Annotated in this window: 16 protein-coding genes and 1 pseudogene; 11 read left to right on the top strand and 6 right to left on the bottom strand. The window is 67.9% G+C overall.

What is annotated here, in order from left to right:
• From A9X03_RS07055 to phoU, 3 genes and pseudogenes are all read left to right on the top strand, one after another.
• Positions 1 to 216: pseudogene (locus A9X03_RS07055) on the top strand (tRNA dihydrouridine synthase DusB); the annotation flags it as partial.
• Between the two features lie 220 nt (positions 217 to 436).
• The gene (locus A9X03_RS07050; RefSeq protein WP_067752165.1) at positions 437 to 2,497 is read left to right on the top strand and encodes an LCP family protein; all 2,061 of its coding nucleotides are present in this window, start codon (positions 437 to 439) and stop codon (positions 2,495 to 2,497) included.
• A gap of 56 nt (positions 2,498 to 2,553) precedes the next feature.
• Positions 2,554 to 3,222, top strand: coding sequence for a phosphate signaling complex protein PhoU (phoU, locus tag A9X03_RS07045; protein WP_067752168.1), 669 nt, complete (start codon positions 2,554 to 2,556; stop codon positions 3,220 to 3,222).
• A gap of 9 nt (positions 3,223 to 3,231) precedes the next feature.
• Here the strand turns inward: phoU and pstB are convergent, their stop codons facing one another.
• The 6 genes from pstB to A9X03_RS07015 all read right to left on the bottom strand — a co-directional run bounded on the left by pstB (position 3,232) and on the right by A9X03_RS07015 (position 8,990).
• A complete protein-coding gene (pstB, locus tag A9X03_RS07040; protein WP_067752171.1) occupies positions 3,232 to 4,008 on the bottom strand; it encodes a phosphate ABC transporter ATP-binding protein PstB in 777 nt (258 codons plus the stop codon).
• Positions 4,009 to 4,021: 13 nt separating this feature from the next.
• Positions 4,022 to 4,936: a phosphate ABC transporter permease PstA gene (gene pstA, locus A9X03_RS07035; RefSeq protein WP_068260342.1), complete on the bottom strand. Its 915-nt coding sequence runs from the start codon at positions 4,934 to 4,936 to the stop codon at positions 4,022 to 4,024.
• A complete protein-coding gene (pstC, locus tag A9X03_RS07030) occupies positions 4,933 to 5,964 on the bottom strand; it encodes a phosphate ABC transporter permease subunit PstC (RefSeq protein ID WP_369831107.1) in 1,032 nt (343 codons plus the stop codon). Before pstC ends, pstA begins: the two co-directional genes overlap by 4 nt.
• A 48-nt stretch (positions 5,965 to 6,012) precedes the next feature.
• Positions 6,013 to 7,140, bottom strand: coding sequence for a phosphate ABC transporter substrate-binding protein PstS (gene pstS, locus A9X03_RS07025; protein WP_068260333.1), 1,128 nt, complete (start codon positions 7,138 to 7,140; stop codon positions 6,013 to 6,015).
• Positions 7,141 to 7,302: 162 nt separating this feature from the next.
• Positions 7,303 to 8,217 (bottom strand): mycothiol synthase, encoded by a 915-nt coding sequence (mshD, locus tag A9X03_RS07020; RefSeq protein ID WP_068260330.1) that lies wholly within the window; start codon positions 8,215 to 8,217, stop codon positions 7,303 to 7,305.
• Complete coding sequence (locus A9X03_RS07015) at positions 8,214 to 8,990, bottom strand: response regulator transcription factor (protein ID WP_067752184.1); 777 nt, start codon at positions 8,988 to 8,990, stop codon at positions 8,214 to 8,216. Before A9X03_RS07015 ends, mshD begins: the two co-directional genes overlap by 4 nt.
• A 176-nt stretch (positions 8,991 to 9,166) precedes the next feature.
• Between A9X03_RS07015 and lmeA the strand changes: the two genes are divergently transcribed.
• The 8 genes from lmeA to A9X03_RS06980 form a co-directional block, all read left to right on the top strand.
• A complete protein-coding gene (lmeA, locus tag A9X03_RS07010; RefSeq protein WP_067752228.1) occupies positions 9,167 to 9,979 on the top strand; it encodes a mannan chain length control protein LmeA in 813 nt (270 codons plus the stop codon).
• 25 nt (positions 9,980 to 10,004) lie between these two features.
• Positions 10,005 to 10,151, top strand: a complete 147-nt coding sequence (locus A9X03_RS30800) for an Ms5788A family Cys-rich leader peptide (RefSeq protein WP_368664923.1) — start codon at positions 10,005 to 10,007, stop codon at positions 10,149 to 10,151.
• A gap of 108 nt (positions 10,152 to 10,259) precedes the next feature.
• Positions 10,260 to 10,730: a DUF4395 domain-containing protein gene (locus A9X03_RS07005; RefSeq protein ID WP_068260327.1), complete on the top strand. Its 471-nt coding sequence runs from the start codon at positions 10,260 to 10,262 to the stop codon at positions 10,728 to 10,730.
• Positions 10,731 to 10,764: 34 nt separating this feature from the next.
• Complete coding sequence (locus tag A9X03_RS07000; protein WP_068260323.1) at positions 10,765 to 11,598, top strand: sulfurtransferase; 834 nt, start codon at positions 10,765 to 10,767, stop codon at positions 11,596 to 11,598.
• A gap of 1 nt (position 11,599) precedes the next feature.
• Positions 11,600 to 11,902: a DUF1416 domain-containing protein gene (locus A9X03_RS06995; RefSeq protein WP_067269500.1), complete on the top strand. Its 303-nt coding sequence runs from the start codon at positions 11,600 to 11,602 to the stop codon at positions 11,900 to 11,902.
• 145 nt (positions 11,903 to 12,047) lie between these two features.
• Entirely contained in the window at positions 12,048 to 12,767 is a 720-nt protein-coding gene (locus A9X03_RS06990) for an FABP family protein (protein ID WP_231975362.1), read from the top strand.
• 129 nt (positions 12,768 to 12,896) lie between these two features.
• Entirely contained in the window at positions 12,897 to 15,272 is a 2,376-nt protein-coding gene (locus tag A9X03_RS06985; RefSeq protein ID WP_068260314.1) for a hypothetical protein, read from the top strand.
• Between the two features lie 141 nt (positions 15,273 to 15,413).
• On the top strand, positions 15,414 to 16,146 hold a 733-nt coding region (locus A9X03_RS06980), incomplete at its 3' end, for a toll/interleukin-1 receptor domain-containing protein (RefSeq protein WP_156746494.1).

Genomic DNA, 16,146 nt, shown 5'->3' with positions numbered 1-16,146 from the left:
GGGCTGCGCCGGGCGCTGGCGATGGTCAAGACGCTCGACGAACTCGATTCTCTGCTAAGCCAATTGGACGGCACGGTCCCCTTCCCGGACGCGGCGAGCGGCCCCCGGGGCCGGCAGGGGTCACCCGCCCGCGTGGCGCTGCCCGAAGGCTGGCTGACGGACCCCGACGACTGCACCGTGCCGGCCGGCGCCGACGTGATGCACTCCGGCGGCTGATCGACCGCTCGAAATCGCGTCCGGACCGATAACTCAGTACGATGTGGACCTTGCTGCATGGCGCGTTCTGGCGGATCGGTAACGCACCGCCGTCGGAGCGCGACAAAGGAGTGCCACCCACGGGTGGCACGAGCCGCAGCGCCGAGAATGCCGAGCGCTGGGACGGCATTGCGCACGGACACGCTGACATCCGCATCAGAGCTTCGGAGGCCGGTAGGACATGAGTGACGCCGAGGACGCCACTCGCGACGCTCGGCGGGCCGCGCTGGGCGCCGCCCCGTGGGAGCGGTTCTCCGAGCCCCCGTCCGACTACAGCCTGCACCTATGGCAGACCGGCGCCGCCGTCGAGACCGTCCAGCCGTCCGCAGCCGACGACGAAGGATCCGGGTCACACACCGGCGGGGGGCTCAGCGTCGCCGACCTGATCGCGAAGCTGGGCGCCCCGTCGACCGGCCGGTCCACGCACCGCCACGCCGAACCGGAGCCCGAACCCGAACTCGAACTCGAACCGGAGCCCGAACCCGGGCCCGCCGAGGCCGAATCGGACCTCCCGGTCGAGTTGCAGCAGACGCAGGTTATCGAGGACCTCGCCTACTCGCTCGACGTAATCTCGGAGCTTCCCGACCTCGAGGCCGGCGACGGCCGAAACGGCGACGGGCCGCCAGCCGAGGGAACTCCCGACGATCACGCGCCTAAACCGCGCCGCCGCCACCGCCCGATGCTGCTGGCCGCTCGCTCGGTGGCGGCGCTGTTTGCCGTGCTGGCCGTGGCGTTGACCGGCGGGGCGTGGCAGTGGAGCACGTCCAAGAACGCCCGGCTCAACACCGTCAGCGCGCTCGACCAGGGGTCGGATGACATTCGCGACCGCAACGGGCAATACGGCGACGAAGACTTCTTGATCGTCGGCATGGACTCGCGCGCCGGCGAGAACGCCAACATGGGCGCCGGTGACACCGAAGACGCCGGGGGCGCGCGATCGGACACGGTGATGCTGGTCAACATTCCGGCCAACCGCAAACGGGTGGTGGCGGTGTCGTTCCCCCGCGACCTGGCGATCACCCCGATGCAATGCGAGGCATGGAACCCAGACACGGGCAAGTACGGGCCCCTTTACGACGCGAAGACCAAGACCTGGGGCCCGAAAATGGTTTACACGGAGACCAAACTGAACTCGGCATTCGCCTTCGGCGGCCCGAAATGTCTGGTCAAAGAGATCCAGAAATTGTCCGGGTTGAGCATCAACCGCTTCATCGCCGTGGACTTCGCCGGGTTCGCCAAGATGGTCGACGCCCTGGGCGGCGTGGAGGTGTGCTCGAAATCCGCGTTGCACGACTATGAGCTGGGCACGGTGCTCGATCACGGCGGCCGCCAAGTCCTCGACGGCCCGACCGCCCTGAATTACGTGCGGGCCCGCCAGGTCACCACCGAAACCAACGGGGACTACGGCCGGATCAAACGCCAGCAGCTGTTCCTGTCGTCGCTGCTGCGCTCGCTGATCTCCGAGGACACCCTGCTCGACCTCAACAAGCTCAACAACGTCGTCAACATGTTCATCAGCGACACCGTCGTCGACAACGTGCAGTCGAAGGACCTGATCCAGCTCGGTCAGTCGTTGCAGGGGATGGCGGCCGGGCACGTCACCTTCGTCACGGTGCCGACCGGCGTGACCGACCAGAACGGCGACGAACCGCCGCGCATGGGCGACATGCGGGCGCTGTTCGACGCCATCATCAACGACGATCCGCTGCCCGAGGAAAACGACCAGAACGCAAAGAATTTGGGAACATCCGACGACAAGTCCGGTCAGACGAAGGCGCCCGCCCCCAAGCAAACGCCGGCCCCCACCGCGGCCCCGGAGGCCCGGCACGAGCAGGTGACCACGACCACGCCGGGCGACGTCACGGTGCGGGTGTCCAACGCGACGACGCAGAGTGGCCTGGCCGCCACGGCCACCAGCCAGCTCAAGCGCAATGGCTTCAACGTGATGACGCCGGACGATTATCCGAGCTCGATCAACACGACGACGGTGTTGTTCTCGGCCGGCAACGAGCAGGCCGCGGCGACCGTCGCGTCGTCGTTCGCCAACGCGAGGGTTCAGCGCGTTTCCGGCTACGGGCAGGTCGTTCAGGTGGTGCTCGGACCCGACTTCAAGTCGGTCGCCACCCCGCAGCCGAGCGGATCATCGATCAGCCTGCAGATCGAACGCGGCTCCGGCAGCGCACCGGCCAAGCTCCCCGAGGACCTGACCGTCACCAACGCTGCCGACACCACCTGCGAGTAAGCGCTTTTGGGCGCTCCGCCGCCCGTTTTCGGCCCCGGGAACGTAGGCTTGGCGGTATGCGGACCGCCTACCACGAGCAGCTCTCGGAGTTATCCGAGCAGCTCGGCGAGATGTGCGGGCTGGCGGGTATCGCGATGGAGCGAGCCACCCAAGCCCTGTTGCAGGCCGACCTGGTGCTGGCCGAGCAAGTGATCTCCGACCACGAAAAGATCGCCACGCTGAGCGCTCGCGCCGAGGAGAGCGCCTTCGTGCTGCTGGCCTTGCAGGCACCGGTCGCCGGTGACCTGCGGTCCATCGTGAGCGCGATCCAGATGGTGGCCGACATCGACCGGATGGGCGCGCTGGCCCTGCACGTCGCAAAGATCGCCCGCCGCAGGCACCCCCAGCACGCGCTCCCCGAAGAGGTCAACGGCTACTTCGCCGAAATGGGCCGGGTCGCAGTCGAATTGGGCAACAGCGCGCAAGAGGTGGTGATGTCCCGCGATCCGGAGAAGGCCGCCCGGATTCGCGAAGAGGACGACGCGATGGACGATCTGCACCGCCACCTGTTCTCGGTGCTGATGGACCGCGAATGGAAGTACGGGGTGGCGGCCGCGGTCGACGTCACCCTGCTGGGCCGGTTCTACGAGCGCTTCGCCGACCACGCCGTCGAAGTGGCCAGGCGCGTCATCTTTCAGGCGACCGGAAAGCTCCCCGAAGAGGAGACGAAACCGGCCTCGCAATAGGCGGCCGGATCAGCCGAAGCGGCCGGAGATGTAATCCTCCGTCGCCTTCTGGCTGGGGTTGGAGAAGATCTTCTCGGTGTCGTCGACCTCGATCAACCGCCCCGGCTTGCCGACGGCCTCCAGGTTGAAGAACGCGGTGTAGTCGCTGACCCGCGCGGCCTGCTGCATGTTGTGGGTGACGATGACGATGGTGTAGTCCTGCTTGAGCTCGCTGATCAGTTCCTCGATGGCCATCGTCGAAATCGGGTCCAGCGCGGAGCACGGCTCGTCCATGAGCAGCACGTCTGGCTGCACGGCGATCGCCCGCGCGATACACAAGCGCTGTTGCTGCCCGCCGGACAACCCTCCGCCGGGCCTGTCCAACCGGTCCTTGACCTCATCCCACAGGTTCGCCCCGCGCAGCGAGTACTCGGCCGTCTCGTCGAGCACCTTGCGATTGCGCACACCCTGCAGCTTCAAGCCGGCCACCACGTTGTCACGAATCGACATGGCGGGGAACGGGTTCGGCCGCTGAAACACCATTCCGATCGCCCGGCGCACGCCGACCGGGTCGACTCCGGCGCCGTAGATGTCCTCGTCGTCGAGGAGCACGTTGCCCTCAACGCGCCCGCCGGGGACCACCTCATGCATCCGGTTGAGCGTGCGCAGCACCGTCGTCTTGCCGCAACCCGACGGGCCGATGAACGCCGTGACGCTGCGCGGCAGGATCGACAGCGTCACATCCGCGACCGCGTGAAACGAACCGTAGTAGATGTTGACGGCTTTGAGGTCCAACCGTTTGGCCACTGACTGCTCCTACCTATGACTTCTTGGTGCCGAGCAATTTCGTTATCACTCGGGCCCCGACATTGATTGTGGCGATCACCAGGATGAGGGTTAGGGCGGCACCCCACAACCGATCCGTGGGGACCGGGCTCACGCCCGCGCCGGCGCTGGTCTGGTTGTACATCATGCCGGGTAGCGTCCCCATGAAGCCACTGAAGATGTCGAAGTTCATAGACTGCGCGTAGCCGACCAAGATCAGCAGCGGCGCCGTCTCGCCCATCACCCGGGCCGTCGCCAGCATGATGCCGGTGATGATGCCGGACAGCCCGGTGGGGATCACCACCCGCAGGATCGTCTTCCACTTCGGTACGCCGAGCGCATAGCTGGCCTCGCGCAGATCCACCGGGACGATTCGCAGCATCTCCTCGGTGGCTCGCACGATCACCGGGAGCATCAACAGGACCAGGGCCAACGACACCGCGAACTCGGAGCGGGGCGTGCCCAGCGTGGCAACGAACAGGGCGTAGACGAACAAAGCCGCCACGATCGAGGGCACTCCGCTCAGGATGTCGACCATGAACGTGGCCAGCCTGCCCAGCGCGGTGCCGCCGCCGTATTCGGTCAGGTAGATCGCGAGCATGATGCCGACCGGGATGGAGATGACCGCACATACCAATCCCTGCAACAGCGTGCCCACGATCGCGTGGTAGGCGCCGCCGCCGGCCACGAAGGCGGTCATGCCCGCTTGCGAGTGCGTCCACCAAACGGTCGATGCAATCGCCCTGGACCCCTTGGCGACCACCGAGTACAGCACCAGCAGCAGGGGTGTCACCGCGATCACCATCGACAGCGAAACCAGTGCCAGCGCAACGTGATCCGCGGCCCGTCGGCGCCGGCTCGGCCGCGAGAACGTGCGTGGCTTCAGCGGGCGGTCCAGCATCGAGGTCATCGGGCGCCCCATCGGGTACCGGCCGCGGCGCCACGCGCCAGGGCGTCGACGAGGAACGTGAGCACAAAAAGCGCCAGTCCCGCGGCGATGTACGCGCCGGCCTTGTATTGGTCGTTGAATTGGGCGGCGGTGCCCGCAATCTTGGTCGCGACGGTAGAGCCCCCGTCGAACAGTGACCAGCCGAACATTGCCTGCGTGCCGCGCAGGATGATCAGCAGCGCGACCGTCTCCCCCAGGGCGCGGCCCAGCCCCAGCACCGCCGCGCTGATGTAGCCCGACCACCCGAACGGCAGCACGATCGTCTTCACCACTTCCCAGCGGGTGGCGCCGAGCGCCAGCATGGCCTCGATCTGCTCATGCGGTGTCTGGACGAACACCTCGCGGGTGACGGCGGTGATGATCGGCAGGATCATCACCGCCAGGACGATGCCGCCGGTGAAGATGGTGCCGCCACCGGCCACCGACGTGTTGCCGTCGGCGAACAAAAAGCACCAACCCAGCGATCGGTTGAGCCAGGTGGCGACGGGTCGCAACTGCGGCGCCAGGACGTAGAGGCCCCACGCGCCGTAGATGATGGAGGGAACCCCGGCCAGCAGATCGACGGCATAGGCCAACGGGCTGGCCGTGCGCCGCGACGAGTACTGCGTGATGAAGATGGCGACGCCCAGCGCGACCGGCATGGCGAGCAGCAACGCGAACGCCGACACGAACACGGTGACCTTCAGCAGATCGGAGATGCCGAAGTGCATCGCCGAGGTGTCGGTGGTGACCCAGTTGCCGTCGTAGGTGAAGAAGTTCTCCCGGTTGCGCTTCAACGCCGGTATCGCGCGCAGCAGCAGGAATCCGCCGATCGCGCCGATCACCACCACGATCAGGAGGCCCGAACCGTTGGCGAGCCAGCGGAACACCCGATCCCCGATGTGTGGGCGGGTCTGTCCCCACGGGTTGATCGGAATCAGCGGCGCCTCGGGGAACGGCGCGGCCACGGTCGCGCCCGAGCCGGCGTCGGTGGGGTTTGGCGTGGTCACCGTGATCCCGGCACAGTTCTGTCGCTCCTTACGCCCGGGGCCACTCGGTCACTGCAGGGCGTTGATCGCGGCAACCAGCCGCTCTTTGACTTTATCGGGCAGCGGAACATAGCCGGCCGAGGGAAGGTCGGCCTGCCCGCTGCCGGCGGCCACCGTGAGGAACGACCTGATGGCCCCTGAGGTGTCCGCGTCGGAGCCCTTCGAGCAGACGATCTCGTACGTCGCCAGAACCAGCGGGTAGGACCGCGGGTCCTGGGAGCTGTACATCGCATTCAGGTCGAGCACCAGGTCGTTGCCGGCGCCGACGAAATTGGCCGCCCGCACGGCGTTCCCGGCGGTCTCGTTGGTGAGCGGGATGACGCCACCCTTGTTGGTGCCGATTTGGGCGTAGGGCAGGCCGGCCTGGTCGGCGAAGCCCTTCTCGACGTAACCGATCGCGCCCGGGGTGGCCCGCACCGCCTGCACGACACCGGCCGACTTGGTGGCCCCCTCGCCGACCCCGCCCTGGAACTCGGTGCCCACGCCCTTGGTCCAGCTCTGCGGTGCGGCGGCCGTCAGAAACTTCTGCACGTTGTCGGTGGTTCCCGACGAGTCCGTCCGGTAGATCGGCGTGATCTTGGTGTCGGGCAGTGCGACGCCGGGATTGAGGGCGGCCAGGATCGGGTCGTTCCACGCCATGATCCGCCCGCTGAAGATCTTGGCCAGCGCGTCGCTGCTGACCACCAACCCGGGCACCCCGGCGAGGTTGTAGACCAGGGCGATCGGCCCGAACACCAGCGGCAGGTCCCAGGCCGGGTTTCCATCGCAGCGCGCGGAGGCCGGACCGATCTGGTCCGCGGCGAGCGGGGAATCGGCGCCCGCGAAGTCGACATGGCCGGCGATGAACTGCTCGCGCCCGGCGCCGGAACCGGTCGGGTTGTACGACACGCTCTTGCCCGGGCAGTACTGCCCCCAGACCTGGTTGAACAGCGCCATCGCGTTCTGTTGTGCCGTCGAACCCTCCGCCGTCAGCTTGTTCTTACCGCTGCACCCCGCGGTGCCCGTGGGCCCGGACGCGGCCGCGGGCGACGCCCCGCGGCGGTTCTGATCGCTGCCACAGCCGGTCAGCGCGCCGCTGCCTACGGCCACCGCCACGACCAGCGCGACCAGCGCCCTGCCTCCCCTGTCGAGCCTCACCGATCTCGCTTCCTGACGCGTTGTCGTGCCCGCGTGCCGCCGGCCGTCTCCAATGAGGTTGCCAGGTCGTCGCGAAATTATGCTCCGCCGCAGCCCACGGCTACTTGTCACTAGCAAGCGCAGGTGAACAACCGGGGGCAAGAGCCCGCCTCCCGCCCATCGTCAGTCGGCCGAAGCGACCGCGTAGGCGGTGTCCACGCTGTAGGTGGCGAAACCGAGGCGCTGGTAGGTGCGCACCGCGGCGCGGTTGTCGGACTCCACGTAGAGCAGCACGGTCGGATCGGCCGCACCGGCCAGCCGGTGCGCCAACGACTCGATGCCGATGGCCGTCAGCATCTGACCCATGCCCCGGCCCTGCGCGGCCGGGTCGACGCCTACCACGTAGACCTCGCCCAAGCCGGGCTGATCGGGGTGCACCTTGGTCCAGTGGAAGCCCAGCAGCTTGCCCGCCTGTTTGGTATCGGAGTCGTCGAACGCCAGGAACAGACCGGCCGGGTCGAACCACGGTTCGTCGCGCCGCTCGGCCAGCTGGGCTTCGGTCCAGCCGCCCTGTTCGGGGTGGTCGGCGAAGGCGGCGTTGTTGACGCGCAGCAGCTCGGCGTCGTCGGAGGTGCCCGCGTAGGTGCGGACCCGCACCCCGGCCACGGGGCGCACCAAGTCATGGATGTCGCGCAGCGTGCGTCGCATCTGCAGCAGCTCGCGGACCGCAACCAGACCGAGCGCGGCCGCGGTGGCGCGGGCGGGCTCGAGCGTGCCGTGCGCCCAGAACCGGTTGCTTGCGGCGGTCTCGGCCAACGCCGCCCGCGCCAGCGCGGTCCCGAAACCTTGTCTGCGGGCGCGGGGGTGGACCACCAGTTCCGCCATCGCCGCTTCTGGGTCGCGCGACAGATTGAGGTAGCCGACGACCCCGTCGGGCCCGGTGGTCAGCAGGTGCCCGGTGCGGTCGTGCGGCAATTCGCGCAGCACTTGTTCACCGACGGGCGCGACTCCGTCGAATTCGGTTGCGGCCGTGATGAGTTCGCGTATCTGCCGTTGTTCGTCAGCGGTCAGCGTCGGGCGCCAGGCGGGCGCGGTCACTGACTGCGCAACGGGTCGCCCAGCGGCTGTTGCAAATCCTCGGAGTCGGACTCGATGTCGTCGGCGGGTTCGTCCTCCGCCGAGTCCGCGATCGGCGCGCGTCCTCGTGCCGGCCGGACAGCCTTGTAGCCGACGTTGCGAACGGTCCCGATCAACGCCTCGTATTCGGGGCCGAGCTTGGCGCGCAGGCGACGCACGTGCACGTCGACGGTGCGGGTGCCGCCGAAGAAGTCGTATCCCCACACTTCGTGCAACAGCTGCGCGCGGGTGAAGACGCGTCCCGCGTGCTGCGCCAGGTATTTGAGCAGCTCGAACTCTTTGTAGGTCAGATCGAGTGGGCGGCCCCGCAACCTCGCGGTGTAGGTGCCCTCGTCGATCACCAGCTCGCCCAGGCTCACCTTGCCGGCACTTTCCTGGTCGGCCAGCCCGCCACGGCGACCCACAACCAGCCGCAGCCGGGCATCGATCTCGGCGGGCCCGGTGCTCGGCAGCAGGATCTCGTCCAGCCCCCAGTCCGCGCTGACCGCCACCAGGCCGCCTTCGCTCACAATGGCCAGGACGGGGACCGAACGGCCGGCGGTGCTCAGCAGACGGCAGAGTCCGCGCGCCGACGACAGGTCGGTGCGCGCATCCACCAGTACGGCGTCCGCTGTCCCGGCCTCGAGCAACGAGGACGGTTCCGCAGGCGCCGTCCGGACGGCGTGGGGAAGCAACGACAACGACGGCAGGACCGGGTCGGGATGCAGCTCCGAGGTCAGCAGTAATAGCTCCAACTAGCCCCTCCAACTCGGGAGAACGGCATCTTCACAATTCGCAACGCAACGACGCGTTAGTTGCCAGGTCATCTAACGATAACTTGCCACCTGCCACTTTGGTGCGGCGACGACGCAGTGTGAGCGCCGCCACCCGGGTGGTCCGCGACAGCTCGGGCTCAGGGTTACGCGACAATGTGCGGGTGCGCAAGGTGGCGGTGGCGGTGGCGGGCGTGGCGATCGCCGTGGCCGTGGTGGTGGCCGGGGCAGTCGCCGTGGACTACGGGAGCAGCATCTACGCCGAATACCGGCTGTCGTGCAGCGTGCGCAAAGCGGCCCATTTGCGGTCCGACCCGTTCGTCGCGATCGTGGCGTTTCCGTTCATCCCGCAGGCGATGCGCGACCACTACAACCAGCTGGAGATCAAGGCCAACGCCGTCGACCACGCGACGGTCGGCAAGGCCACCCTCGAAGCCACGATGTACTCGGTCGACCTGAGCCACGCGTCGTGGCTGATCGGGCCCGATGCCAAGCTGCCGGTGGGCAAACTGGAGAGCCGCGTCATCATCGACTCGACGCACCTGGGCCGGTACCTGGGCATCAGCGATCTGATGGTCGAGGCGCCCCCCAAGGAAACCAACACCGCCACCGGTGGCGTCACCGCGTCGGGCATCTCCGACAGCCACGGTGTGGTGTTCAGCGGCACCCCGCACTCGGCCGACTTCGAACACCGGGTCAGCGTCTCGGTGGACCTGTCCATCGCCCCGGACGACCAGGCGACGCTGGTGATCACCCCGACCGGCGTTCTGACCGGCGCGGACACCGCGGATCAACCGGTTCCGGATGACAAGCGGGATGCGGTGCTGCGGGCCTTCACGACCCGGGTGCCCAACCAGCGGCTTCCCTTCGGGGTGGCACCCAAGACCGAGGGGGCGCGCGGCTCCGACGTGATCATCGAGGGCATCGGCTACGGGGTCACCGTCAGCCTGGACGGCTTCAAGCAGTCGTGACCCGGTCATCGCCGGGGCGCGCGGGGTGAGCGGCACCCGCCGCAAATTTGATCGCCGTCGGTCATTCGGTAAGCTTGCCGACGTGCTAGCCCGCCTTGAGCCCCTGCTCACCCAACGCCGCGCAGTCGATCTGTGCCGCACCGCGGGCTGTTGCTGTCGCTGTAGCTGCTGAGTCGCCGCGCGCTTTCGCGTAAGCACTCGGAGCAACCCCGGAACGTTACCGAGGCCCGTCTCCCGTCGTTCGTTCCCATAAGCAACAGGCGTATCCAGGAGTAGTACCGTGCCGAGCAGCAACACCACCACCCAGCCAGACGTCGTCGACGTGCGGGGTCCCAGGTTCGCCGCCTGGGTCACGACCGCAGTCCTGGTGATCACCCTCGCCTTCTCCGCCGTCAGTCCGCTGGCGGCGGCGGCGATTCTCGGCGTCCAAGCGATCATCTTCGCCATCGGAGCCGTCGGCGGCCCGCGCAAGCACCCGTACGGGCGGATCTTCGCTCGCTTCGTGGCGCCCCGGCTCGGGCCCGTCGGGGAACGCGAACCGGTGGCACCGCTGAAGTTCGCCCAACTCGTCGGCCTGGTCTTCGCGGTCGTCGGCGTCGTCGCGTTCGCCGCGGGCGCCTTCGTGGTCGGCGTCATCGCCACCGCCGCGGCGCTGACCGCCGCCTTCCTGAATGCGGCCTTCGGCATCTGCCTGGGCTGCCAGCTCTACCCGCTGGTGGCGCGCTTCCGAGGCGCCGCGCACACGGCATGACCCGTTCATAGAAAGCGATCGAAAGGATCACCGCATGGCACGCTCCGACGTCCTGGTCTCCGCGGACTGGGCCGAGAGCAATCTCGACGCCGCCGGCGTCGTCTTCATTGAAGTCGACGAGGACACCAGCGCATACGACACCGGCCACATCCCCGGTGCGATCAGGCTCGACTGGCGTTCCGACTTGCAGGACCCCGTCAAGCGCGACTTCGTCGACGCGCAGCAGTTTTCGAAGCTGCTCAGCGAACGTGGCGTCGCCAACGACGGCACCGTGATCCTCTACGGCGGCAATAACAACTGGTTCGCCGCCTACGCCTACTGGTATTTCAAGCTGTACGGGCACGCCGACGTCAAGCTGCTCGACGGCGGCCGCAAGAAGTGGGAGCTCGACGGGCGCGCGCTGTCCAGCGACACCGTCAGCAGGCCGGCCACCTCGTACACCGCGGCCGCGCCGGACAACAGCATCCGCGCGTTCCGCGACGAGGTCATCGCGGCCATCAACACCAAGAACCTGGTCGACGTGCGTTCGCCCGACGAGTTCTCGGGCAAGATCCTGGCGCCGGCGCATCTGCCGCAGGAGCAGAGCCAGCGGCCCGGCCACATCCCCGGGGCGATCAACGTGCCGTGGAGCAAGGCGGCCAACGAGGACGGCACGTTCAGGTCCGACGACGAATTGGCCAAGCTCTACGCCGACGCCGGCCTGGACGGCTCCAAGGAAACGATCGCGTATTGCCGGATCGGCGAGCGGTCTTCGCATACCTGGTTCGTGCTCCGGGAATTACTCGGCCACAAAAACGTCAAGAACTACGACGGAAGTTGGACGGAATACGGCTCCCTGGTGGGTGCCCCGATCGAGTTGGGAAGCTGATATGTGCTCTGCCCCGAAACAAGGAGTGACGTTGCCCGCCAGCGTCGACTTGGAGAAGGAAACGGTGATCACCGGCCGCGTCGTGGACAGCGATGGCCAGGCGGTGGGCGGCGCCTTCGTCCGCCTGCTCGACTCGTCTGACGAGTTCACCGCCGAGGTCGTCGCGTCGGCAACGGGTGACTTCCGGTTCTTCGCGGCGCCGGGGTCCTGGACGCTGCGCGCGCTGTCGGCCTCCGGCAACGGGAACGCCGTGGTGAGTCCGTCGGGCGCCGGCATCCACGAGGTGGACGTCAAGATCGCCTGAGACCCCGGCTGCCCTGACCGGGATCGCGCGGGGCGAATAGACTTGTCCCCGTGGTGCTCTTCTTCGAGATCATGCTGGTCGTGGCCGTCGTGGTGATCTCATGGTTCGCGCTGTACACGCTGTACCGGCTCATCACCGACGAATCGTGACTCGCGCGGACGACGATCCGGTGGGGGTACCTTCCGCTAGCGACGGTGAGGAGTGGCGGACGACTTCTGACGAACCACTGGGTTCTGCGAGCTCCGGCGATCGCGCGGTGGCTGCCGCCGCTGAGCGCGCCAAGCTGACCGCCGGCCGCAACATTCCCGCCTTCGACGATCTGCCGCTTCCCGCCGACACCGCCAACTTGCGTGAAGGCGCCAACCTGAACGACGCCCTGCTGGCGCTGTTGCCGCTGGTGGGTGTGTGGCGCGGGCACGGCGAGGGCCGCGCACACGACGGGGATTACCGGTTCGGCCAGCAGATCGTGGTTTCGCACGACGGCGGCGACTACCTGAATTGGGAATCCCGCTCGTGGCGGCTCAGCGAGGCGGGCGACTACCAGGAGCGCGGCCTGCGGGAGACCGGGTTCTGGCGTTTCGTCAGCGATCCCGACGATCCCAGCGAATCCCAGGCGATCGAGTTACTGCTGGCCCATTCGGCCGGCTATGTGGAGCTGTTCTACGGCCGACCGCGCAATCAGTCGTCGTGGGAGCTGGTGACCGACGCACTTGCCCGCAGCCGGTCGGGCGTCCTGGTCGGTGGCGCCAAACGGCTCTACGGCATCGTCGAGGGCGGCGACCTGGCCTACGTCGAGGAGCGGGTGGACGCAGACGGCGGCCTGGTGCCGCACCTTTCCGCCCGGCTCTCCCGCTACGCGGGATAACCGCCGACCCGTTGCCCGCGTGGGCAACTCGGCGATGTGCGCGGGCCCGGAATCATTGCCTTCGGCCGATCTTTTGCGTGTACTGTTCGACGTCCGAACAGCCGATACCGCGCGAAGGGAGATCGGCGGATGCCCCCCACCAGGACACCCTCGCCCATCTTGCGCTGGGGCGTAACCGCGGTCGGGCTGCTCCTCATCGTCTATTTGGCCGTATTGGACCTGCAGCCCGGGATCATCGACGCGCTGCCCCCGGCCCTGGCGTGGTTCGGCAGGCCCGGATCGATGCCGACGCTGGCGATCGTGGTGACCGTGCTGATCGCCGCGTCGGTGCTGACCTTCCGGTCCGGCGGAAGCCATCGGATGGTGGGGGTTTCGTTCACCCTGATCGCAGGCCTGGTCCCGATGACGGCGGTCCTGGGCCTCACGTCCTACTGGGGTTGTCACGACGCCAACCATCCGGCCTTGTTCACCCCGCTGATGGCGACGGCCAGCCTGGTCAAGGGCGGCACCGGTGACTTCTCGGTGGGCGGGCGAACCTGTCCGAACCCGACACCGGTCGGCCTGGAGCTGGCCCGAATCGCGGCGCTGTCGGCGATCTTCACCGGGTTGGGCGGCGTCGTCGTCGGGGTCTTCCGGTCCCAGGTGGACCGGCTGCGGGCGAACCTGGCCGATTCCGTCACGGCCGTCGTCGGGGTCGACGCGGACACGCAGTCGATGATCAGCGCGGTCGCCCGGACGCTGGACCGGCGCGGCACGCTGGTCGTCCTCACCGGCGCCAGCGACGACCGGGTGCAGCGGGCCCGCAGGCAGGGCGCGCGGGTGGTCCTGGTGGACTTCAACAACCCCGCCACGCTGGTGTCGTTGCGGCTGTGGCGCAACCTATCCCGGCTGTATCTGATGGCGCCCGACCCGGCGATCAACCTGCTGTGGCTGGACCTGATCAGCCGCCGGCTCGACGAGGTCGCCCGCAAACGGCGGTTGCCGCTGATCGTGCGGATGGACGATCCCTGGCTGGCCCAGGCCTGGCGGGCCCAGCAGTTCGGCGGGTCGGACACCCGATGGGCCGCCGACGTGGTCGGGAAGTACGAGGTGACCGCGGGCAGGCTGCTCGACGGCATTATCGCGAGCGGGCGAACGAAACGCGTATTCATTTGCGGTACTTCGCAATTGACGCTGGCTCTGTGCGCGGACCTGACACAGCGCGCCCTGGAACGCGACTTCTACACCCCGCCCGGCGCGGTCCCGTTGCCCGCGCTCACGCTGGTCGAAAAAGACGCCGGCGAGTATTTGGCGGATCACGAGTTCCACCGGCGGCAGGCCGGATTCGCCTCGGAGGGACCGGCGATCGACGCAACCGCGGAGACACCGACCGTTCCCACCATGCTGAAGCTGATCGGCGACGCCGAGCCCGCGACCAGTGCCGTGATCTTCGTCGACTCCCACGCCGCGACGACCGCCGCGAGGCTGGCGGCCCGCTTCCCCGACATGCCCATCTACGCCTCGGACCTGAACACCAGCATCAGCGACGACTCGATCCAGGTGGTGGGGCGGCTGCAGTCCTACTCGCTGGTCCTGGACACCCAGGAGGGCCAGGTACAGGACGCCTGGGAGCGCGCGGCGAGGTTGATCCACGAGCGCTACGTCTCAACGATCGACCCGGACGCGCCGCGATCCCCGGCCGCGATGCCGTGGGCCGAGCTCAACGAGTTCTACCGCGGGTCCAACCGGCGTCAGGTGCGCAACGCGCTGTGGATGGTGGAGCAGATCGCGGGGCACACCTGGAACACCTGGGGCAGCCCGCCCGCGCAGCTGTCCGGCCACGAGATGGCGGACCTGCCGCCCTTGGAACAACTCGCGCTCATGGGCTTCGACCACGATTCGGCAATGAGCATGGCCCGCGCCGAGCATGAGGATTGGTGCCGCTACTACCGCCGCAACGGCTGGAAATACGGTTCGCCGCGCGACGATTCGCGCAAGATCCACGACAAGCTGGTCGACTGGTCGGCGGTCGAAAGCAACCCGGCCCTACTCAACGCCGCCGTCCGCAGCCTGGCGGGCACGTTATGGAGCCTGCGGCAGTTGGGCTTCCGGTCGCGGCCGCTCTGGCAATCGTTCACAAGGGTCGGAACGGTGGCCGCCGAACAACGAAGCGCCCCATGGACATGGACGTCGGATTCGGGACACATCATGCGCGCCGACGCCGGCGACTGGGCCGTCCAGGGGGACGGCAAGGTGTGGTCGGTGCGCGACGACATCTTCAAGGACACCTACGAGCCCGCCGGCGAGGGGCGCTGGCGGCGAAAAGGTCGCGTCCAAGCGCGCCCCGCCTACCCGGGCGAGACCATAAACACCTTGGAGGGTCCCACAACCGCGGCGGAGGGCGACTGGGTAGTCCGCGGATCCACCGGTGAACAGTGGCCGGTTCCCGGAGACGAATTCGCCCGCCGCTATGCCGAATTCCACCCGCCGGAGGAGGCTTCCGCGGTGGACGGCGGGCACGGCTGAGTTTTGGGCTGCGCGCGCAAATGGCCACGAATTTGCGCCGTCCGATACGCCCGGACACTGATACGGTATCGGCGCATGCGTAATAGCCGCACGCGCCGATACCGCCCCTTCGTTTGCTACGCCCCTACGTAGGAGACCGCGATGCCGCTGTTCATCAGCTACTCGAGCCAGGACAGGGCGACGGTCGACGCCCTGACGACCGCGCTTCGGCGCGGCCAACAACAGGTTTGGTTCGACCAAGAACTCGGCGGCGGTGACTCCTGGTGGAACAAGATCCTCGAGCAGATCCGCTCGTGTGACGTGTTCATCGTGGCGCTGTCCAACAACTGGCTGCAGTCCAAGCCCAGTCAGGCCGAGTTGCGGTACGCCAGGGCGCTCAATCGGCCGATCCTTCCGGTTCGGATCGGCGACATCGACAGCATGCGGGTGAATCCCCTTGCCGCGTTGCAGATCATCGACTACCGCGAACCGACCGTCGACGCCGGGATTCAACTCGTGACTGCGGTACACGCGCTGCAAGGCAAGCCGGTGCCGCTGCCCGATCCGCTGCCCGAAGAGCCGCCGGTGCCGTTCGGGTACATCACCCGGTTGGGTAACACCCTCGCCGAAAAGGAGCTCAGCCCGCAGCAGCAGACCCAACTTCTGATCGAGCTGAGGCAGGGACTCGACGAGGACGGGGATGACCCCAGCGCGCGCGGCGACATCGCCCAGCTGTTGCGCATGCTGCGCCTGCGCCACGACGTCACTTACCGGACCCGCACCGAAATCGACAACGTGCTGGCCGAGATCGAGGCCAAGGGCGGTTCGCCGACGACCGCGGCCGCGGGCAAGTCGCAGGCACCGGCGGCGGCCGCAGCGCCGGCCGCCGCGACGC

This window comes from Mycobacterium sp. E1715, assembly GCF_001667625.1.
Taxonomy (GTDB): domain Bacteria; phylum Actinomycetota; class Actinomycetes; order Mycobacteriales; family Mycobacteriaceae; genus Mycobacterium.
Note: the sequence above shows the minus strand (reverse complement) of the source record. Positions and strands in the feature narration are given on the sequence as shown.